Source organism: Streptomyces sp. NPDC021019 (assembly GCF_044333295.1).
Taxonomy (GTDB): Bacteria; Actinomycetota; Actinomycetes; order Streptomycetales; family Streptomycetaceae; genus Streptomyces.
Genome location: NZ_JBIRQR010000002.1, coordinates 364,406 through 383,481, shown reverse-complemented (window position 1 = coordinate 383,481; position 19,076 = coordinate 364,406). Strand labels below are relative to the sequence as shown.

The following is a 19,076-nucleotide window of genomic DNA, read 5'->3' as shown; positions in this document are numbered from 1 at the left end:
GACAGGCGCGCCGCCCGTCCCCGGCCGAGGTGCGTCGCCGGTGTGCCTACGCGTCGAGGCCGATGGCGAAGGCCGCTTCCAGGTCGTGCTGGGAGTACGTACGGAACGCCACGTGCGTGTCGGTGCCCTCGACGCCCGGGATCTTGCTGATCCGGCCGGGGATGACGTCGGCGAGGTCGTCGTGCCGGGCGACCCGGACCATGGCGATCAGGTCGTAGGTGCCGGTGACGGAGAAGACCTCGCTGACACTGTCCAGCGCGGCGATGGCCTCGGCGATCTCCGGAATCCGGTCCACGCTGGTCTTGATGAGCACGATCGCGGTGATCACGGCTGGCTGTCTCCCTCGGTGGCTGGAACCTTCACTCTAGCTCTCCGTCCATAACTCACCCAGGCGCACAGGAATCCGGCCGCGAAGCCCGCCACATGCGCCAGGTACGCCACCCCGGGGCCGCTGCCCGCGCTCTGCGCCGCCGACCACTGGAGCCCGAACCAGAAGACCAGCACCATCCAGGCGGGGAAGCGCAACGGCAGGAAGAAGAGGAACGGGAACAGGCTGGTCACCCGGGTCCGGGGGAAGAGGTAGAGGAACGCGCCGAGCACCGCGGAAATCGCCCCCGACGCACCGACCAGCGTCTGCCCGGAGTCCGCGTGCGCCGCCGCGTAGCAGACCAGGGCCACATAGCCACAGCCCACGTAGAACAGGGCGAACCGCAACCGGCCCATGCGCTCCTCGGCCATCGCGCCGAACACGTACAGGAACAACAGGTTCCCCAGCAGGTGCAGCCAGCTGCCGTGCACGAACAGCGCGGTGAACGGTGTGATCAGCGCATGCGTGGACCCCGCCCACAGCTCGGCGGGGATCACTCCCCACCGCTCGAAGTACCCGGCCTGCGCGGCGAGGAGCGCGTCCTCGCTCCCGTAGCCGGCGCCGCCGAACCCGGAGAGCGGGCCGATCAGGAAGATCACACCGCAGACGGCGATCAGGCCGTAGGTGACCGGGGCGCCGCTCGACGCCGCGTCCCGGATCCTGCCCGCCGTGGTCCGCCGGTCGGCCTGCCGCCCATCGATCATGGACAGAGCATGGCGTACCGGTGGAGAACCGGACGGAGCGCCTCGCCGTACCGATGCCTATACGCGAGGCCGTAGGGTTACGCCAGGACTTCCGCAGTTCGACGGCGCACCGCGAGATCCTTGACGTAGACAGGTGGAGACGCGGCGGCGTGCCCGGCGCGGGTTCCCGGCGACGACGAAAGAGGACGCAACGATGACGACGGTTCCCCTGCCGACCGACGGGACCCGCTGGCGCTGCACGCTGTGCGGCAATCTCACGCGCTTCGACGTGACCCGCTCCTCCAAGGTCGTGGAGTACGTGCATCTCGACCTGGCCGGTGAGTCGAGTGTCGAGGAGCGGGAGGTCGTCAGTGAGACCATCGAGTCGGTCCGCTGTCGCTGGTGCAACGCGGTGGACCAGATCGAACTGGTGGACAGGCCGGGTGCCGCTTCCTGAGGGAGCGCACCCTTCGACACATCTATGGGGTGACGGACGGTGGATCAGCCGACCAGCGGCGCCGGACCGGCCGATGAGGCCGACGGCGGTGCGGAGGTGCTCGGCCGTCCGCTGCCCGAGGGTGTCCGACGGCGGGTGATCGCGCTGGTCTCGGACGCCTTCGGTGGCCTGACCGTCTCCGAACTGCCCGCCCAGCTACGACAGTACGCCCGGTTCACCCCGACCCGGCGGGCGAAGTTCGCGGGGAACGCGATGGCCGCCGCGCTGGAGAGCGACGCCCTCTTCCGGCAGCGCATCGGGGAGCGGCTCGGTCAGTCCCAGCCCGAGCTCACCGGCGCGCTGGAGGCGGGCTCGCCGCCCGCCGCAGCCGATCCCCTCGATGTGGCCGCGGCCGCCTACGTGCTGCGCCCGGTCGGCTGGGTCAAGCTGGTCGAATCGGCCGGCGAGGAGGTCCAGCGCGCCGACGCGGAACGGGCCGACGAGGAGACCCGGCGCGAACTGGAGCACCTGCGTGAGGAGCTGGACCGGGCCCGCGCCCACACCCGCGCCGAGACCGAGCGGCTGCGCACCGAGCTGGAGGCGGCCCGCAAGGAGGCCGAGTCGCTCCACCGCAAGCTGCGCAGCGCCCTGAGCGAGGTGAAGCGCGGCGAGGCCGCCCTGCGCCGCGGCGCCGCCGAGGCCGACACCGTACGCGCCGAGTCGGCGGCCCAGCTCTCCGCCGCGGAGAGCGAGTCGCGCCGGCTCAAGGGGCGGCTGGGAGAGGCCGAGGCGGCCCTGGAGACGAGCCGCCGGGCCGCCCGTGAGGGCCGCTCGGTGGAGGACATGCGGCTGCGGTTGCTCCTGGACACGGTGCTGGACGCGGCCTCCGGGCTGCGGCGGGAGCTGGCGCTCCCCCCGGCGACGACACGTCCCGCCGACACCGTGGACGCGGTGGAGCCCGGCCGGATGTCGCCCAAGGACATTGCGGCCAGGGCCCTTTCGGATACCGATCCGGCGCTGCTCGACCAGCTGCTGGCGCTGCCGCAGGCCCACCTCATCGTGGACGGCTACAACGTCACCAAGACCGGCTATCCCCAGATGCCGCTGGAGAAGCAGCGGTTGCGGTTGCTGGGCGGGCTCTCGGTGCTCGCGGCGCAGACCGGCGCCGAGATGACCTGCGTCTTCGACGGGGCCGAGCTGGCCGCCCCGGTGCTGCTGGCCCCGCCCCGGGGCGTACGGGTGCTGTTCAGCAAGGCCGGGGTCACGGCGGACGAGCTGATCCGCCAGCTGGCCCGCGCGGAACCGCCGGGGCGGCCCGTGGTGGTCGTCTCCACCGACCGGGAGGTGGCGGACGGCGTGGCCAAGGCCGGTGCGCGACCGGTCGCGTCCGTCTTGCTCCTCAAGCGCCTTTCGCGCGTCTAGCGGGATATGTTCGGCATGTGTGGCATGCCGCATTTCTGGGAACGTACCGTCAAGTCGCCGCTACACGCGGTGGGGTGAGAGTAAAGAAGTGCCTGGTGTGACGAGAAAAATCCTGTGAGGATTTGAACTGATCACAAGATGGTCACTAGGGTCGGGCCTCGAACCTTCGCACGGTTGATCACCCATCGGGGGTGACGGCGAAGGAACCGCCGAGTCCGTCATGTGCACGGAGCCGGGGAATCTTTCCCCCACAGCCCGGTAGGCGGCTCTGAGGAAGAAGGAGCTCGCCTTCGTGGCGTCCCACCGTCGTCCCAAGCAGCCGAGCCGCACCCGCGTGACCGTGCTCACCGCGACCGCCGCCGCGGCCGTGGCCCTGACCTCCCAGGCCGCCCACGCCGACCCCAAGCCGAGCAAGAGCGAAGTCAAGGCGAAGGTCGACAAGCTCTACCACGAGGCCGAGGCGGCCACCGAGAAGTACAACGGGGCCAAGGAGCAGCAGGACAACCTGAAGAAGGAAGTCGACGCGCTCCAGGACAAGGTCGCGCGCGGCCAGGCCGAGCTCAACACGCTGCGTACCGAACTCGGTTCGATCGCCACCGCGCAGTACCGCTCCGGCGGCATCGATCCCTCCGTGGCTCTCTTCCTCGCCTCGGACCCGGACAGCTTCCTCGACCAGGCCTCCGCGCTCGACCAGCTGACGGTCAAGCAGACGGAGTCGCTGCAGAAGATCCAGTCCAAGCAGCGCACCCTCGCCCAGCAGCGCAAGGAAGCCCAGGACAAGCTCGGCGACCTCGCCGACGTCCGCAAGGCGCTCGGCGAGAACAAGAAGAAGTACCAGGGCAAACTGGCCGACGCCCAGCAGCTGCTCAACACGCTGACCAAGGCCGAGCGCGACAAGATGAAGAGCGACGAGCAGCGCGCCAGCCGCGCCGCCGGCGACCGGGTCGAACTCGGCAACGAGTCCCCCGCGTCCGGCCGTGGAGCCGCCGCCCTGGCCGCCGCCGCCACGCAGATCGGCAAGCCGTACGTCTCCGGCGGCACGGGTCCCAACTCGTACGACTGCTCCGGGCTGACCCAGTGGGCCTTCGCCCAGGCCGGCGTCTCCATCACCCGGACCACGTTCACCCAGCACAACGACGGCACGAAGATCGGCCGCAGCCAGCTCAAGCCGGGCGACCTGGTCTTCTTCAACAACCTGGCGCACGTCGGCTTCTACGCCGGCAACAACCAGGTCCTGCACGCCCCGAAGCCGGGCACCAACGTCCGCTACGAGTCGATGGACTACATGGGCACCTTCCAGTTCGGCGTCCGCATCTGACGTCACGACATGCCCGCGGCGCACCCGAACGAGGGAATCGCCGGGCACCGCACTGACGCCCCGCCCCGCCGGAGACCAAGGTCACCGGCGGGGCGGCGGCGTCTGCCCCTCCGCCGCCACCGGCGCGGTCTTTTGCCGGTGCGTAGTCGCGCGATTACTGTCTGGCTGCCGCGCAGCTCCCGGTCTCCGTCCGCCCGTCCCGGGCGGCAGGGGCTGCGCACGACCGCGTCAGCGGAAGGGAGTGCGGCTACCTGTGGTGTCCCATCGCCGTTCCACACAGTCCGGCTTCACCAGAGGCGTCCGGGTCACGGTCGTCTCGGCGGCCGCCGCCACCGCGGCCGCGACGCTGACCGGGGCCCCGGCGAGCGCCGACCCGAAGGAGACCCGGGAGAGCGCCAAGGCAGCCGTCGACCGCCTCTACGGGGAGGCCGAGCAGGCCACCGAGCGCCACAACGAGGCCGGGGAACGCGTGGACCGGCTGCGCGGCGAGGCGGACCGCTATCAGGACGCCACGGCCCGGGGCCAGGAACGCGTCAACCGGATGCGCGACGCGCTGGGCGCGATGGCGGGCGCGCAGTACCGCAGCGGGGCCGTCGACCCGGCCCTGGCCCTGCTGCTCTCCGCCGACCCGGACACCTATCTGGAGCGGGCCGCCGCCCTCGACCGGGCCGGCGCCCGGCAGGCGATGACCCTGGACAGGCTGCGGCACGCGCAGCGCAAGCTCGCCCAGACCCGCGCGGAGACCACCCGCACCCTGACCGAGCTGGAGCGCAACCGGGCCGCCGTCACCCGCCACAAGCACGCCGTCGAGGGCAAGCTCCGCGAGGCCCGCCGGCTGCTGGACTCGCTGCCGCCGGAGGAACGCGCCGACTTCGACCGGGCCTCCCGCTCCGGCCGCGAGGGACCGCCCGACCTCTCCGGCGTCGCCCCCGGCTCGGGCCGCGCGATGTCCGCCGTGGCCGCCGCCCACCGGGCGCTCGGGAGACCCTACGTCTGGGGCGCCAACGGGCCCTCCGGATTCGACTGTTCCGGCCTGATGCAGTGGGCCTACGCCCAGGCCGGGGTGAGCCTGCCCCGCACCTCCCAGGCCCAGCGCCACGCGGGCCGCATGGTGCCCCTCTCCCAGGCGCGGCCGGGGGACCTCGTCGCCTACCGCGCGGACGCCAGCCACATCGGCATGTACGTCGGCAACGGGCAGGTCATCCACGCCCCCTACCCGGGCGCCCCGGTCCGCTACGATCCGGTCGGCATGATGCCCGTCTCCTCGGTGACCCGGATCTGACCGTACGACCGGATCTGACCGTACGATCGGCAGGGTGGCCGTACGAGGACGTGACGCGCGAGGGGGACGCCCCCGGGGCAGACGGCGCCCGGCGGGCCCGCTGCTCGCCGTGCTCCTGACCGCGGCCGCCTGCACGGCCCCCGCCGACACGGACACCTCCCTCACCACCGGCGCCCTCGACGCCACCCTGGAACGCCGCGCGGCGGCCGTCCTCGCCCACGACCCGGCGGGCTACGTCGACGGCCTCGCGCCGGAGGCCGCGAAGCTGCGGGCCGCCCAGCGCACCGAGCTGGACCGGCTCGCCGACGTGCCCCTGAAGTCCTGGACCTACGACGTCAAGGACATCACCCAGCAGGACGGGCAGTGGGCCACCGCCGACGTGGAGCTGCGTTACCGCATCGACGGGTACGACACCGCCCCGGTCGCCACCCGCCGCGTCCTGGAGCTGATGCGCGACGGCGAGCGCTGGTACATCACCGCCGACCGGCCCGCCGAGGGCGCCTCCGGGCAGCTGTGGCAGCAGGGGGACGTCGAGGTCGTCGAGGGCGAGCACAGCATCGTTCTGGGCGTCGGACGGTCGAAGAGCGAGCTGCGCCAGGTCGCCGACACCGTGGACCTCGCCGTGCCGGCCGTCTCGGACGCCTGGCCGCGCCCCTGGACCCGCCGGGTGGTCGTCCTCGTCCCGGACTCCGTCAAGGACATGGCGGGGCTGCTGGGCTCGCCGGAGGCCAACTACCGGGGCATCGCCGCCGTCACCACCGGCGAGGTCGGCGGCACCGGCGAGCGCCCGGCCATCGCCGACCGGGTGATCGTCAACCCGCAGGCGTACGCCACCCTGGGCAGCTTCGGGCAGCGGATCGTCCTGACCCATGAGACGACCCATGTCGCCACCCGGACCAGCACCTCCACCGCCACCCCGGTCTGGCTCTCCGAGGGCTTCGCCGACTGGACCGCCTACCGGGGCGAGGACCGCGCCGCCGCCACCATCGCCCCCGAGTTGGCCGACGCCGTCCGCAGCGGCCGGACCCCCGCCGAACTCCCCGCCGACCCGGACTTCGGCTTCGACGGCGACCCGGCGAAGCTCGCGGGTGCCTACGAGGGCGGCTGGCTGGCCTGCGAGCTGATCGCGGAACGCTGGGGCAAGGAGAAGCTGATCGCCTTCTACGAGGCCGTCGGCGCGCACGACGGGCGCGAGGGGGCGGTGGAGCAGGCGCTGAAAGCGGTGCTCGACACCACCCCCGAACAGTTCACGGCCGACTGGCGCGACTACCTCGCCACCCGGCTCGGCTGATCCCCGCCCGCGAGAAGAGCGCCCCGGGCACGCGGTCTTCCCGGCACCGTCGACCGCCACAGCCGCCGCGCCGCGGCCAGCGAGGCAGCCACCAGCAGCCCGTTCCGTACGAGGAGGAGCGCCACACCCCACGCGTCGCTCGCCACCACGTGGCCGAAGCCGACCGGGAACTCCAGCAGCGTCACCCCCGCCGCCACCAGCACCAGCACCGCCGGAAACGTCATCGCCGCTCCCCGGAACACCAGGCACACCGCCGCGAGCCCGACCAGCCACACCACGTACTGCGGGCTGATCACCCGGCTGGTGACCGTGAACAGCAGCACCGCGGTGAACGCCGCCTCGGCCGGGGTGCGGGCGGCGAACGTCCGGGCCCGCAGCCGCCACAGCAGCAGCCAGCCCAGCGCCAGGACGCCGAGTCCCAACGCCAGCGTCGACACCAGCTCCACGTGCGGGCCGACGAACTCCAGCGAGCCGTAGCGCAGCTCCACCCGCCCCTCCCAGCCGAACTGCCGCGCCACGTGGAAGACCAGCGCCCCCAGGGACTCGACCTCGGTGCCCCGGTCCCGCTGGAAGGCCAGGAACGCGAACGCCCCCGGCATCCACAGCGCGAACGCCACCGCGAGCCCGGCCGCCGTCAGCGCAGCCGACGTCCACGCTGCCCGCGTCGGACGCCCCTTGCGCACCCCGGCCAGCAACAGCGCGGGCCACCCCTTCAGCAGCGCCCCGAACGCCGCCAGCGCCCCCAGCGCACGGGGCCGGCGCACCCCCGCCAGCAGCGCCGCCACCGCGACCGCCGTCACCATCAGGTCGTAGCGGGCGTAGACCGTCGGACCCAGCAGCGGCACCCCCGCGATCCACACCCACGCGCCCGCCTCCCTTATCCCCGGCCGTCGGCCCGCGTACAGCAGCAGCCCCAGCACCAGCGCGTCGCAGAGCAGCACCAGCACGAAGAACGCGGTCGCGTACTCCAGGAACGGCAGCAGGGCGGGGGAGAGGATCGCCAGGGCGGCCCCGGGCGGGTACTGCCAGGTGACGTCGGACAGCGGATACGTGCCGGTCAGCAGCGTCTCGTACCAGCTCCGGTAGATCACCGACACGTCCACCGTGACGTCCGGGCCGGGCACCGTGACCACCTTGAACACACAGGCCAGCAGCCAGGCCCGGGTCAGCGCCCACAGTGCGTACGGCCACGGCCCGGCACCGATGGGTTCTCGTGCCGTCGTCGCCGTCATCGCCGCCTCTTCGTCGCTCGTGTCCGGCCGGGTTCCCGGCGGCTCATGATGCCGTCGGGAGAGCGCGGCAGCGGTGAAGCGCGGCCGTTCGGTACTGTCGGCGACGATGGACAAGACCTTGATCGTGACCAACGACTTCCCGCCCCGCCCCGGTGGCATCCAGGCGTTCCTGCACAACATGGCGCTGCGCCTGGATCCCGACCGGGTCGTCGTCTACGCCTCCACTTGGAAGCGCGGTGAGGAGGGCGCGGCGGCCACCGCCGCCTTCGACGCCGAGCAGCCGTTCCTCGTGGTCCGCGACCGGACGACGATGCTGCTGCCGACCCCGCGCGTCACCCGCCGGGCCACCGGTCTGCTGCGCGAACACGGCTGCACCTCCGTCTGGTTCGGCGCCGCCGCCCCGCTCGGCCTGATGGCCCCCGCCCTGCGCCGCGCGGGCGCCAGGCGGCTCGTCGCCACCACCCACGGCCACGAGGCCGGCTGGGCGCAACTGCCCGCCTCCCGACAGCTGCTGCGCCGGATCGGCGACGGCACGGACACGATCACCTATCTCGGTGAGTACACCCGCTCCCGGATCGCCGGGGCCCTCACCCCCCAGGCCGCCGGGCGCATGGTCCAACTGCCGCCCGGCGTCGACGAGCAGACCTTCCACCCGGCGTCCGGCGGGGACCGGGTCCGGGCCCGCCTCGGGCTCTCCGACCGCCCGGTGGTCGTCTGCGTCTCCCGGCTGGTGCCGCGCAAGGGCCAGGACACGCTGATCCTGGCCATGCCCGCGATCCTCGCGCGGATCCCGGACGCGGTGCTGCTGATCGTCGGCGGCGGACCGCACGCGAAGGACCTGGAGCGGCTCGCGGCGGAGACCGGGGTCCAGGACTCGGTGCGCTTCACCGGTCCGGTGCCCTGGGCCGAGCTGCCCGCGCACTACGGGGCCGGGGACGTCTTCGCGATGCCCTGCCGCACCCGGCGGCGGGGGCTCGACGTGGAAGGCCTCGGGATCGTCTACCTGGAGGCGTCCGCGACCGGGCTGCCCGTGGTGGCCGGCGACTCGGGCGGCGCCCCGGACGCGGTGCTCGACGGCGAGACCGGGTGGGTGGTGCGCGGCGGCAGCGCCGAGGAGTCGGCGGACCGGATCGTGACGCTGCTCGGCGACCCGGAGCTGCGGCAGCGGATGGGAGAGCGGGGCCGGGCCTGGGTCGAGGAGAAGTGGCGCTGGGACCTGCTGGCGGAGAAGCTCAAGACCCTGCTGTGACCACGCCGTACGACCAAGGGGCCCGCGCCTGGTCACCGGGCGCGGGCCCCTCCGTACGCGTCACACCGCTCAGGCGCGGTACACCCCCTCAGGAGCGGCATACCCCTCAGGAGCGGTAGATCGACTCCACCTCGTCCGCGAAGTCCTTCGCCACCACGTTCCGCTTCAGTTTCAGCGACGGCGTGATGTGGCCTGCCTCCTCGGTGAACTGGGCAGGCAGGATACGGAACTTGCGCACCGACTCGGCCTTGGAGACCGCCGCGTTGCCGTCGTCCACCGCCCGCTGCACCTCGGCGAGCAGCTCCGCGTCCTCGCGCAGCGACAGGGCCGTCGAGCCGGCCGGCTTGCCGTTCTCCTCGGCCCAGCGGCTCAGGAACTCCTCGTCCAGCGTGACCAGCGCGCCCACGAAGGGACGGCCGTCGCCGACCACCATGCACTCCGCGACCAGGGCGTGCGCGCGGATGCGGTCCTCGATCACCGCGGGGGCGACGTTCTTGCCGCCCGCCGTCACGATGATCTCCTTCTTGCGGCCGGTGATCGCGAGGTAGCCGTCCTCGTCGAGCGTGCCGATGTCCCCGGTGTGGAACCAGCCGTCGGCCAGCGCCTCGGCCGAGGCCGACTCGTTCTTCCAGTAGCCGGTGAACAGGTGCTCGCCGTGCAGGAGCACCTCGCCGTCGTCCGCGATCCGCACGACCGAACCGGGCAGCGGCTGGCCGACCGTGCCGATCTTCGGCCGGTCCCACGGGTTGAACGCGGTCGCCGCGCAGGTCTCGGTCAGGCCGTAGCCCTCCAGGACCGTGAAGCCGATGCCCCGGTAGAAGTGGCCGAGCCGCTCGCCCAGCGGCGCGCCGCCCGAGATCGCGTACTCGCCCCGGCCGCCGAGGACGGCGCGTAGCTTGCCGAAGACCAGCTTGTCGAAGAGCTTGTGCTTGAGCCTCAGCCCGAGTGCGGGGCCCTGCGGGGTGCTCAGCGCCCGGCTGTAGGCGATCGCCGTGTCGGCCGCCCGGTCGAAGATCTTGCCCTTCCCGTCGGCCTGGGCCTTGGCGCGGGCCGCGTTGTAGACCTTCTCGAAGACCCGGGGCACGCCCAGGATCAGCGTCGGCCGGAACGAGGCGAGCTCGTCCGTGAGGTTCTTGATGTCCGGCACACAGCCGAGCTTGATCGGGGCCATCACCGAGGCCACCTCGACCAGTCGGCCGAAGACGTGCGCGGCGGGCAGGAACAGCAGCACCGAGCACTCGCCCGTACGGAAGAGGGGCTTCAGCCGCTCCACCACGTTGCCGCACTCCGCGAAGAAGCTGCGGTGGGTGAGCACACAGCCCTTGGGGCGGCCCGTGGTGCCCGAGGTGTAGACGATCGTCGCCGGGTCGTCGGCCTTGGCGCTGCGGGTGCGCAGGTCCATGGTCTCCTCCGAGACCTCGGCCCCCGTCCTGCCCAGCGCGTCCACCGCGCCGGCGTCGATCTGCCAGACGTGCTCCAGCTCCGGCAGCGCGTCCCGTACGGAGGCGACGGAGGCGGCGTGCGCGTCGCTCTCCACGACCACCGCCACCGCCCCCGAGTCACCGAGGATCCACTGCACCTGCTCGGGGGAACTGGTCTCGTACACCGGCACGGTCACCGCGCCCGCGCTCCAGATCGCGAAGTCCAGCAGCACCCACTCGAAACGGGTGCGCGACATCAGGGCGACCCGGTCGCCGGGCTGCACGCCCGAGGCGATCAGACCTTTGGCGGCGGCTCTCACCTCGGCCAGGAACCGCGTGGCACTGACGTCCGTCCAGACGCCGGCCACCTTGCGGCTCATCACCGCGACTTCGGGATGCTGAGCGGCATTGCGGCGGATGAGATCCGTCAGGTTGCCGTCCGTCGGGACCTCGTACAGGGCCGGAAGGCTGAACTCGCGCAAGACTGCTGCTCCTCATCGGGCTCCGGTGCCACGGCTCTGTGCGACGCACCGGCTGCGGTCCAAGACTGGGGTGCTCCGTGGGGTGAGCACGACTGGACTGCCCGGACGTTACCCACCGGTACTCGGTTCCGGATAGGGGGTTCCGGCCAGATGTCTTATGCATCACACATATAAATGACCCTTTCGCGCACAGTAGTCCACTGCCGTCCCGACGTGGAAGTAACCGCAGGTCCGGACGGTCTACCAGCGACGGAAGCCGCACCCTAGGGTGATCCCATGCGAGGCAGCGAACCGGACAGCCGGGGCCGGGCCGGAGGATCGACCCGGATCCACGTGGTCAGCGACGTACACGGGAACACCGAGGCCCTGGCCCGCGCCGGGGACGGCGCGGACGCCCTGATCTGCCTCGGTGACCTGGTGCTCTTCCTCGACTACGCCGACCATGCGCGCGGCATCTTCCCCGACCTGTTCGGCAAGGAGAACGCCGACCGCATCGTCGCCCTGCGCACCGCCCGCCGCTACGACGAGGCCCGCGCCTTCGGCCGCGAGCTGTGGGCGGGCCGCGACCGCGACACCGAGATCCTCGGCGCGGTGCGCAAGCAGTACGCCGAACTCTTCGCCGCCTTCCCCACCCCGACGTACGCCACCTACGGCAACGTCGACGTCCCCGACCTCTGGCCCGAGTACGCCCGCCCCGGCACCACCGTGCTCGACGGCGAACGCGTCGAGATCGGCGGCCGGGTCTTCGGCTTCGTCGGCGGCGGCCTCAGGACCCCGATGAACACCCCGTACGAGATCAGCGACGAGGAGTACGCCGCCAAGGTCGAGGCGATCGGCCCGGTCGACGTCCTCTGCTCGCACATCCCGCCCGAGGTCCCCGAGCTGACGTACGACACCGTCGCCCGCCGCTTCGAACGCGGCAGCCGCGCCCTGCTGGAGGCGATCCGCGCCACCCGCCCCCGATACGCGCTTTTCGGCCATGTTCATCAGCCGTTGGTCCGCCGGATGCGGATCGGTACCACCGAGTGCGTCAACGTCGGCCACTTCGCCTCGACCGGAACACCCTGGGTCCTGAGCTGGTGACCGCGGGCGGCCGGGGCGTGGACCGGAGCGCGCCGGGCACGCGATAGCCTGCACAGCGGCAGGCTCCTGCCGAACGCGACCGGTTACACCGCACTGGAGGGCCACGGCGATGGCTGAACACACCAGCTCGAGCATCACGATCGAGGCGGCACCGGCCGACGTCATGGGCGTGATCGCGGACTTCGCCCGCTACCCGGAGTGGACCGGCGAGGTCAAGGAGGCCGAAGTCCTCTCCACCGACGACCAGGGCCGCGCCGAGCAGGTCCGCCTCGTCCTGGACGCCGGAGCGATCAAGGACGACCACGTCCTCTCCTACACCTGGACCGGACCGAACGAGGTCAGCTGGAGCCTCGTCAAGTCCCAGATGCTGCGCTCCCTGGACGGCACCTACGCGCTGGCCCCGCTCGGCGGCGGCGAGCGCACCGAGGTCACCTACAAGCTCGCCGTCGACGTCAAGATCCCGCTGCTCGGCATGATCAAGCGCAAGGCCGAGAAGGTCATCATCGACCGCGCCCTCGCCGGCCTGAAGAAGCGCGTCGAGTCCGCACCGGGGAGCTGAGGGCCGTGCGTACGGTCCTGGTCACCGGCCCCGGCGGCGCGGGCCGCACCACCGTCGCCGCGGCCACCGCACTGGCCGCGGCCGCGAGCGGCAGCCGTACGCTCCTGGTCTCCGCCGAGGCCGTACCCGGCTTCCCGGCCGCCCCGGAACCGACCCGGGCCGCCGACCGCCTCGACCACGCCCGCATCGACTCCGGCGAGCACTTCCGCGCCGAACTCACCGAGCTCCAGAAGCGCGCCTCCGGCGTCCTGGACCTGCTCGGCGCCGGCCGGCTCGACGGCGAGGAGCTCACCGAACTCCCCGGCTCCCCGCAGCTCGCCCTGCTGCACACCCTGCGCCGGGCCGCCGAGGGCGACTGGTCCGGCTACGACACCCTCGTCGTCGACCTCCCGCCGCTCGCCGAAGCCCTGTCCCTGCTCGCCCTGCCGGAACAGCTGCGCCGCTACCTGCGCCGACTGCTCCCCGCCGAACGCCAGGCCGCCCGCGCCCTGCGCCCGGTCCTCGCCCAGCTCGCCGGGGTCCCGATGCCCGCGCAGTGGCTCTACGAGGCCGCCGCCCGCAAGGACGCCGAGCTGGCCGCCGTCCAGGCCCTGATCGAGGACGGGGCCACCACGCTCCGCCTGGTCGCGGAGCCGGGCCCGGCCGGCGAGGACGCCCTGCGCGCGGCCCGTACCGGCCTCGCCCTGCACGGACTCCGCGCCGACCTGCTGGTCGCCTCCCGCGTGCTGCCCCGGCACTCGCCCGACCCCTGGTTCGCCGCGCTCGCCGCCCAGCAGGAGAAGTGCCTGGACCACTGGCACCAGGACACGGCTCCGGACCTCCCCGTGCACGAGGCCCTCCACCTGGGCCGCGACCCGCAGGGCCCGGACGACCTGGCCGCGCTGGAGATACCCGCCCCCGACCACCGGACGCCCGGCCGGGCCGAGGACCCCTGGTGGGTCGAGGAGGACCCGGAGGCCGAGGACGGGACCCTCACCCTCACCTGGTGCCTGCCCCTGCCCGGGGCCGCCAAGGAGCACCTGCGCCTGGTCCGCCGGGGCGACGAACTGCTCCTGACCGTCGGCCTCTTCCACCGCGTCGTGCGGATCGCCTCCGCGCTGCGCCGCTGCACCGTCTCCGGCGCGGCCCTGGCCGACGGGGTGCTGCGGGTACGGTTCACGCCCGATCCGGCCCTGTGGCCGCGCACCTCCTGAACGGCCCGCGGCCATTCGGGTAACGTCGGTGGTACGTGTACCGCAGGCCGACCGTCGGCCGCCCCGCGTAGCAGGAGTCCGCCATGAGTGAAGCCACCGATCGTCCCGTCGACGGCGACGCGTGGGCCGACGCCTGCGCCGAGGACCTCGCGGCCGAGAAGGCCCGCCGCCGGGCCCAGTACGGCCCCCAGCCCGGATCCGCCGCCGAGGAACTGCGCAAGCTGGTCGACGCGGTCGCCGACAAGGTCTCCTCGCTCCAGACCCCGCTGCTGGGCGCCGCCGCGCAGGGCGCGGTCCAGCAGGCCATCCGGCAGGCGAAGTCCGCCGTCGAACCGGTCATCGAACGCAACCCGCAGCTCTTCGACCACCTCGCCGCCGCGGGCAGCGAGCTGCTGGCCGCCTACCGCTCCGCGGTCGAGGGCCAGGAGAGCCGCTGGACCCGCACCACCGAGGGAGCGTCGGGCGCCGCGCGCCCCGCCGACCCCTCGAAGAAGGCCGCCGACGACCCGTCCGACCCCCGGGACGAAGGCCCTTCCGGCACCGAACGCATCGACCTGGACTGACCGGGCGACCGGCCGGTATTGACCGGACACATCGGCCGGGACCGACCGGCCCCGGCCGGGCAGGGCCCCGCCTCGGGTACGGTTGCCCCTAGCGGGGCTCGACCGAAACTGAGGGATTCATGGGACTCACCATCGGCGTCGATATCGGCGGCACGAAGATCGCGGCTGGAGTGGTCGACGAAGAGGGCCGGATCCTCTCGACGTTCAAGGTGGCGACCCCGCCGACGGCCGAAGGCATCGTCGACGCGATCTGCGCGGCGGTGGCCGGCGCGAGCGAGGGGCACGAGGTGGAGGCCGTCGGCATCGGCGCCGCCGGTTACGTCGACGACAAGCGCGCCACCGTGCTCTTCGCACCGAACATCGACTGGCGCCACGAGCCGCTCAAGGACAAGGTCGAGCAGCGCGTCGGCCTGCCCGTCGTCGTCGAGAACGACGCCAACGCCGCGGCCTGGGGCGAGTATCGCTTCGGGGCCGGCCAGGGGCACGACGACGTCATCTGCATCACGCTCGGCACCGGCCTCGGCGGCGGCATCATCATCGGCAACAAGCTGCGCCGCGGACGCTTCGGCGTGGCCGCCGAGTTCGGCCACATCCGGGTCGTCCCGGACGGACTGCTCTGCGGGTGCGGCAGCCAGGGCTGCTGGGAGCAGTACGCCTCGGGCCGCGCGCTCGTCCGGTACGCGAAGCAGCGCGCCAACGCCACCCCCGAGAACGCCGCCGTGCTGCTCGGCCTCGGCGACGGCTCGGTGGACGGCATCGAGGGCAAGCACATCAGCGCGGCCGCCCGCCAGGGCGACCCCGTGGCCGTCGACTCGTTCCGCGAGCTGGCCCGCTGGGCCGGCGCCGGACTGGCGGACCTCGCCTCGCTGTTCGACCCGTCCGCGTTCATCGTCGGCGGCGGCGTGTCGGACGAGGGCGAGCTCGTCCTCGACCCGATCCGCAAGTCGTTCCGGCGCTGGCTGATCGGCGGCGAATGGCGCCCGCACGCCCAGGTGCTGGCCGCTCAACTCGGCGGCAAGGCAGGGCTCGTGGGCGCGGCAGACCTGGCCCGCCAGGGCTGAGAACGGCTTCACCCGACCCACCGGACGCCCGTCGTCGCCCTCCCGGGCCACGGCGGGCGTCCGTCGTATCGTGGCCCGCATGGTCCTGACGCCCCTGCCCGTCTCCCGTACCGAGCCGGACGGTTCAGCCGTCATCAGAGTGCTGAGCTACAACGTCCGGTCGATGCACGACGACACCGCCGCGCTGGCCCGCGTCATCCGCGCCTGCGCACCCGACCTGGTCCTCGTCCAGGAGGCCCCGCGCTTCTTCCGCTGGCGCAAGGCCGCGGCCAGGCTCGCCAAGAGCAGCGGCCTGGTGGTGCTGAGCGGCGGGGCCACCGCCGCCGGACCACTGCTGCTGTGCTCGCTCCGGGTGGCCGTCGAGCGCACCGAGGACGTCCTGCTGCCGCTCACCCCCGGCCTGCACCGCAGGGGCTTCGCCACCGCCGTGGTGCGGATCGCCGGAGCCAGGCTCGGGGTGCTGAGCTGCCATCTGAGCCTCCGGCGCGACGAACGCCTCGCCCAGGCCGGCCTGTTGCTGGAACGGCTGGCGGCGATGGGCGTGGACCACGCCGTGGCGGGCGGCGACCTCAACGACGTACCGACCGGCAAGGCGTTCCGGCACCTGGCCGGGCCCCTCCAGGACTGCCGGGCCGTCGCTCCGTGGGGCGGCGAGCTGACGTTCCCGCCCGACGAACCCCGTAAGCGCATCGACGCCGTCTTCGCGACCCCCGGCATCGAGGTGCTCGGCTGCGGTGTGCCGAGCGGGCTGGACGGGGTGAGCGGAGACGACCTGAGGGCGGCCACGGACCACCTGCCGGTCCTGGCCGCCCTCAGGATTCCCGCGGGCCAGGTCCTGTCGTCGAACTCCCGTCGTCGCCCTCCGGGACGGGAGTTCGGCGACAGGGCCTAGGGCTGTCCCGCCGAGAACAGCGGGACAGTCCTTACACCACCGCGCCGCGCCCCGGGTCGCCGTAGGTGTCGTCATCGTCGTCGTGCGGCATCCGGGCCACCAGGGTGGCGAAGCCGCCGAGGAAGCCGCCGACGCAGAGTGTGGTGAGCCACCACGTCATCTCCCAGCGGAGCATCACCGCGATCAGCATCAGGACCGGCCCGCCGATCACCGCGAGCCAGGCGAACTTCGCCGTGACGTCGGCCTCCGGCAGCGGCGGCGGCTCCGGGGGCACGAAATGGCCCTCGTCCCCGTCGTCCGGCCGGCCCTCGCCGTCGTCCTTGGACTCGGGCAGCTCGTAGTCGCGGGGGCCGGCGACACCGGGCGCGAAGACCACGGAGCTGCCGAGCGGCTTCTTCTCCGGCGGTTTCGGGGGCGTCTTGCCCGACCCCTTGTCCGCCGGATCACCGGCGGAGCCGTCCTTCGGCCCCACCACATTGCGCTGATCGTCCTCCAGCAGGGCCAGGTCCTCGACGGCCTTGAACGGCTTGGCGCCCGGCGGGTCCGGTGGCTCCTCCCCGTACCCCTCGACGATCGCGGCCCATGCCGCGTCCTCGTCGATCGCCGGCTCCTGCTCCGCTCCCTCCGCCCCCGCCGGCTTCGTCCCCTCGGGGACGGCCGCGGGCTCCGTGGGGCGCGGTTCGCGCTCCTCGTCGCTGCCTGTGCGTTCCGCGTCGTGCTCAGCCACCGGACGTGCTCCCCTTCATCCCGACGCTCGGTGCGAGACGGCCGATGAACCGGTAGCTCTCATCGAAGATCCGCTCCGCATCATGGTCCAACGTCGCCACGTGGTAGCTCTGTTCCAACAGGATCTCCGAGACGTCCGTCGAGGAGATCCGGCTCAGGATCCGCGCGCTGTCCGCGGGCGGCACGACATGGTCCTGCGGGCTGTGCAGCAGCACCACCGGCTGGGTCACCTGCGGCAGCTCCCCGTCGACCAGCCGGAAGAACCTCCGCACCGAGTGCGCGGCGTGCAGCGGCACTTTGTCGTAGCCCACCTCGTGCGAGCCCGGCAGCGCGATGTCGTCGGCCAGGCCCTTGGTCGTCCGCACCAGATGACGGGCCACCGGCAGGGCGTACGCCGAGAGGCCGTGCACCTTGTTGGCCGGGTTGACCAGCACCAGACCGCTGATCGTGTCCCCGTGCTTGGCCGCCAGCCGCAGGCTCAGCGCGCCGCCCATGGACAGACCGAAGACGAAGACCCGCTCGCACTTCTCCCCGAGGACCCGCAGCTCCCGGTCGACCTCCGCGTACCAGTCCTGCCAGCCGGTGACCGCCATGTCCTCCCACCGGGTGCCGTGGCCCGGCAGCAGCGGCAGCGAGACCGTCAGCCCGCGCTCGGCGAGATAGTCCGCCCAAGGGCGCAGCGACTGCGGCGATCCGGTGAAGCCATGACAGAGGAGGACGCCGACCTCTCCGCCCTCGTGGCGGAACGGCTCGGCTCCAGGGAGGACCGGCACCAGGGTCTCCTGTTCGTGGGACGGGGCGGGCGGGCACCTGGGGGAGTGCTTGACGGATGACTTCACCGTACGCGACCGGACCGACACCGACCAGGGCCGTCACGGCCCCCGCGGCCGCCCCGCACGGCCCGCCCGGGCAGCCGGTCCGCCCAGGCCGGGCACAGGCCGCGACGGCCTCACAGGCTAAGGTCTCCACGACAGCACACAGGAGGCACAAGAGTTGATCTACGGCGCAATGAAGTTCTCCATCGGCGGGTCCCTGAAGCTCGCCTTCCGGCCGTGGGTGGAGGGCCTGGAGAACATCCCCGAGCGCGGTCCGGCGATCCTCGCCAGCAACCACCTGTCGTTCTCCGACTCGTTCTTCCTCCCGGCCGTGCTGGACCGCAAGGTCACCTTCATCGCCAAGGCCGAGTACTTCACCGCCCCCGGAGTCAAGGGCAAGCTCACCGCCGCCTTCTTCAAGGGCGTCGGCCAGCTCCCCGTCGACCGCTCCGGAGCCCGCGGCGCGGGCGAGGCGGCGATCAAGGCGGGCATCCAGGTCGTCGAGAGCGGCGGCCTCTTCGGTATCTACCCCGAGGGCACCCGCTCGCCCGACGGCCGCCTCTACCGGGGCAAGCCCGGCGGTCTGGCCCGGGTCGCGCTGGCCACCGGAGCGCCCGTGATCCCGGTCGCCATGATCGACACCGAGAAGATCCAGCCGCCCGGCCAGGTGATGCCCAAGCTGATGCGCCCCGGCATCAAGATCGGCAAGCCGCTGGACTTCAGCCGCTACCAGGGCATGGACGGCGACCGCTTCATCCTGCGCTCGGTGACCGACGAGGTCATGTACGAGATCATGAAGCTCTCCGGCCAGGAGTACGTGGACGTCTACGCCACCGCCGCCAAGCGCCAGATCGCCGACGAGGCGAAGGCCCGGGCCCAGGAGGCGAAGGCCCTGGCCGAAGAGGCCAAGCGTGCCCAGAAGCAGGCCGCCGCGGACAACGAGAACGGAACGGAACGGTCCGGCGCGTAACCGCGTCGTTCACCGTCCGGGGGGTGTGGGG

19 protein-coding genes are annotated in these 19,076 nt (G+C 72.6%); 13 read left to right on the top strand and 6 right to left on the bottom strand.

The genetic code is table 11. From position 1 onward, the window contains the following. Positions 1-46 precede the first annotated feature (46 nt). Together ACH4RG_RS12665 and ACH4RG_RS12660 are read right to left on the bottom strand one after the other, a co-directional pair. Positions 47-328, bottom strand: coding sequence for an Lrp/AsnC family transcriptional regulator (locus tag ACH4RG_RS12665; protein WP_003969641.1), 282 nt, complete (start codon positions 326-328; stop codon positions 47-49). Then, positions 325-1,071, bottom strand: a complete 747-nt coding sequence (locus ACH4RG_RS12660; RefSeq protein ID WP_397916434.1) for a rhomboid family intramembrane serine protease — start codon at positions 1,069-1,071, stop codon at positions 325-327. Before ACH4RG_RS12660 ends, ACH4RG_RS12665 begins: the two co-directional genes overlap by 4 nt. 193 nt (positions 1,072-1,264) lie before the next feature. Between ACH4RG_RS12660 and ACH4RG_RS12655 the strand changes: the two genes are divergently transcribed. From ACH4RG_RS12655 to ACH4RG_RS12635, 5 genes are all read left to right on the top strand, one after another. Continuing rightward, entirely contained in the window at positions 1,265-1,507 is a 243-nt protein-coding gene (locus ACH4RG_RS12655; protein ID WP_015608051.1) for a hypothetical protein, read from the top strand. 39 nt (positions 1,508-1,546) lie between these two features. Continuing rightward, positions 1,547-2,908 carry an NYN domain-containing protein gene (locus ACH4RG_RS12650; RefSeq protein ID WP_397916433.1) on the top strand — a complete coding sequence of 454 codons (1,362 nt, stop codon included), beginning with the start codon at positions 1,547-1,549 and terminating at the stop codon, positions 2,906-2,908. Positions 2,909-3,200: 292 nt separating this feature from the next. Next, positions 3,201-4,226: an NlpC/P60 family protein gene (locus tag ACH4RG_RS12645; protein ID WP_397916432.1), complete on the top strand. Its 1,026-nt coding sequence runs from the start codon at positions 3,201-3,203 to the stop codon at positions 4,224-4,226. A 253-nt stretch (positions 4,227-4,479) separates the two neighbouring features. Beyond that, a complete protein-coding gene (locus tag ACH4RG_RS12640) occupies positions 4,480-5,508 on the top strand; it encodes an NlpC/P60 family protein (protein WP_398160943.1) in 1,029 nt (342 codons plus the stop codon). Between the two features lie 34 nt (positions 5,509-5,542). Continuing rightward, positions 5,543-6,799, top strand: coding sequence for a hypothetical protein (locus ACH4RG_RS12635; RefSeq protein ID WP_397930460.1), 1,257 nt, complete (start codon positions 5,543-5,545; stop codon positions 6,797-6,799). Here ACH4RG_RS12635 and ACH4RG_RS12630 read toward each other — a convergent pair. Further along, the gene (locus tag ACH4RG_RS12630) at positions 6,775-8,031 is read right to left on the bottom strand and encodes a glycosyltransferase 87 family protein (RefSeq protein WP_398161069.1); all 1,257 of its coding nucleotides are present in this window, start codon (positions 8,029-8,031) and stop codon (positions 6,775-6,777) included. The genes ACH4RG_RS12635 and ACH4RG_RS12630 overlap by 25 nt on opposite strands. Positions 8,032-8,137: 106 nt before the next feature. On the opposite strand from ACH4RG_RS12630, the gene ACH4RG_RS12625 reads away from it, so the two are divergent. Continuing rightward, positions 8,138-9,280 carry a glycosyltransferase family 4 protein gene (locus tag ACH4RG_RS12625; RefSeq protein ID WP_398539481.1) on the top strand — a complete coding sequence of 381 codons (1,143 nt, stop codon included), beginning with the start codon at positions 8,138-8,140 and terminating at the stop codon, positions 9,278-9,280. 106 nt (positions 9,281-9,386) lie between these two features. On the opposite strand, the gene ACH4RG_RS12620 is transcribed toward ACH4RG_RS12625, so the two are convergent. Then, the gene (locus tag ACH4RG_RS12620; RefSeq protein ID WP_398160947.1) at positions 9,387-11,183 is read right to left on the bottom strand and encodes an AMP-dependent synthetase/ligase; all 1,797 of its coding nucleotides are present in this window, start codon (positions 11,181-11,183) and stop codon (positions 9,387-9,389) included. Positions 11,184-11,459: 276 nt separating this feature from the next. Here ACH4RG_RS12620 and ACH4RG_RS12615 point away from each other — a divergent pair, with 276 nt between their 5' ends. From ACH4RG_RS12615 to ACH4RG_RS12590, 6 genes are all read left to right on the top strand, one after another. After that, positions 11,460-12,266 carry a metallophosphoesterase gene (locus ACH4RG_RS12615; RefSeq protein WP_397916427.1) on the top strand — a complete coding sequence of 269 codons (807 nt, stop codon included), beginning with the start codon at positions 11,460-11,462 and terminating at the stop codon, positions 12,264-12,266. A gap of 109 nt (positions 12,267-12,375) precedes the next feature. After that, complete coding sequence (locus ACH4RG_RS12610; protein ID WP_397916426.1) at positions 12,376-12,825, top strand: SRPBCC family protein; 450 nt, start codon at positions 12,376-12,378, stop codon at positions 12,823-12,825. Positions 12,826-12,830: 5 nt separating this feature from the next. Next, positions 12,831-14,018 (top strand): ArsA-related P-loop ATPase, encoded by a 1,188-nt coding sequence (locus tag ACH4RG_RS12605; protein ID WP_397930463.1) that lies wholly within the window; start codon positions 12,831-12,833, stop codon positions 14,016-14,018. Between the two features lie 83 nt (positions 14,019-14,101). Continuing rightward, positions 14,102-14,581: a DUF5304 domain-containing protein gene (locus tag ACH4RG_RS12600; protein ID WP_018957441.1), complete on the top strand. Its 480-nt coding sequence runs from the start codon at positions 14,102-14,104 to the stop codon at positions 14,579-14,581. Positions 14,582-14,700: 119 nt separating this feature from the next. Further along, on the top strand, positions 14,701-15,642 hold the full coding sequence (locus ACH4RG_RS12595) for an ROK family glucokinase (RefSeq protein WP_397916424.1): 942 nt from the start codon (positions 14,701-14,703) through the stop codon (positions 15,640-15,642). 79 nt (positions 15,643-15,721) lie between these two features. Beyond that, a complete protein-coding gene (locus ACH4RG_RS12590) occupies positions 15,722-16,534 on the top strand; it encodes an endonuclease/exonuclease/phosphatase family protein (RefSeq protein WP_397916423.1) in 813 nt (270 codons plus the stop codon). Between the two features lie 31 nt (positions 16,535-16,565). Here the strand turns inward: ACH4RG_RS12590 and ACH4RG_RS12585 are convergent, their stop codons facing one another. Together ACH4RG_RS12585 and ACH4RG_RS12580 are read right to left on the bottom strand one after the other, a co-directional pair. Then, entirely contained in the window at positions 16,566-17,261 is a 696-nt protein-coding gene (locus tag ACH4RG_RS12585; RefSeq protein ID WP_397916422.1) for a hypothetical protein, read from the bottom strand. Beyond that, a complete protein-coding gene (locus ACH4RG_RS12580; RefSeq protein ID WP_397916421.1) occupies positions 17,254-18,033 on the bottom strand; it encodes an alpha/beta hydrolase in 780 nt (259 codons plus the stop codon). Before ACH4RG_RS12580 ends, ACH4RG_RS12585 begins: the two co-directional genes overlap by 8 nt. Positions 18,034-18,253: 220 nt before the next feature. Between ACH4RG_RS12580 and ACH4RG_RS12575 the strand changes: the two genes are divergently transcribed. Continuing rightward, entirely contained in the window at positions 18,254-19,045 is a 792-nt protein-coding gene (locus ACH4RG_RS12575; RefSeq protein ID WP_397916420.1) for a lysophospholipid acyltransferase family protein, read from the top strand. The last annotated feature ends 31 nt before the right edge of the window (positions 19,046-19,076 follow it).

Excerpts from the sequence above, each read along its gene's own strand:
- ACH4RG_RS12660 (WP_397916434.1), bottom strand. The coding sequence starts at position 1,071 with ATGATCGATGGGCGGCAGGCCGACCGGCGGACCACGGCGGGCAGGATC.
- ACH4RG_RS12655 (WP_015608051.1), top strand. The coding sequence starts at position 1,265 with ATGACGACGGTTCCCCTGCCGACCGACGGGACCCGCTGGCGCTGCACG.
- ACH4RG_RS12630 (WP_398161069.1), bottom strand. The coding sequence starts at position 8,031 with ATGACGGCGACGACGGCACGAGAACCCATCGGTGCCGGGCCGTGGCCG.
- ACH4RG_RS12625 (WP_398539481.1), top strand. The coding sequence starts at position 8,138 with ATGGACAAGACCTTGATCGTGACCAACGACTTCCCGCCCCGCCCCGGT.
- ACH4RG_RS12615 (WP_397916427.1), top strand. The coding sequence starts at position 11,460 with ATGCGAGGCAGCGAACCGGACAGCCGGGGCCGGGCCGGAGGATCGACC.
- ACH4RG_RS12610 (WP_397916426.1), top strand. The coding sequence starts at position 12,376 with ATGGCTGAACACACCAGCTCGAGCATCACGATCGAGGCGGCACCGGCC.
- ACH4RG_RS12600 (WP_018957441.1), top strand. The coding sequence starts at position 14,102 with ATGAGTGAAGCCACCGATCGTCCCGTCGACGGCGACGCGTGGGCCGAC.
- ACH4RG_RS12595 (WP_397916424.1), top strand. The coding sequence starts at position 14,701 with ATGGGACTCACCATCGGCGTCGATATCGGCGGCACGAAGATCGCGGCT.
- ACH4RG_RS12590 (WP_397916423.1), top strand. The coding sequence starts at position 15,722 with ATGGTCCTGACGCCCCTGCCCGTCTCCCGTACCGAGCCGGACGGTTCA.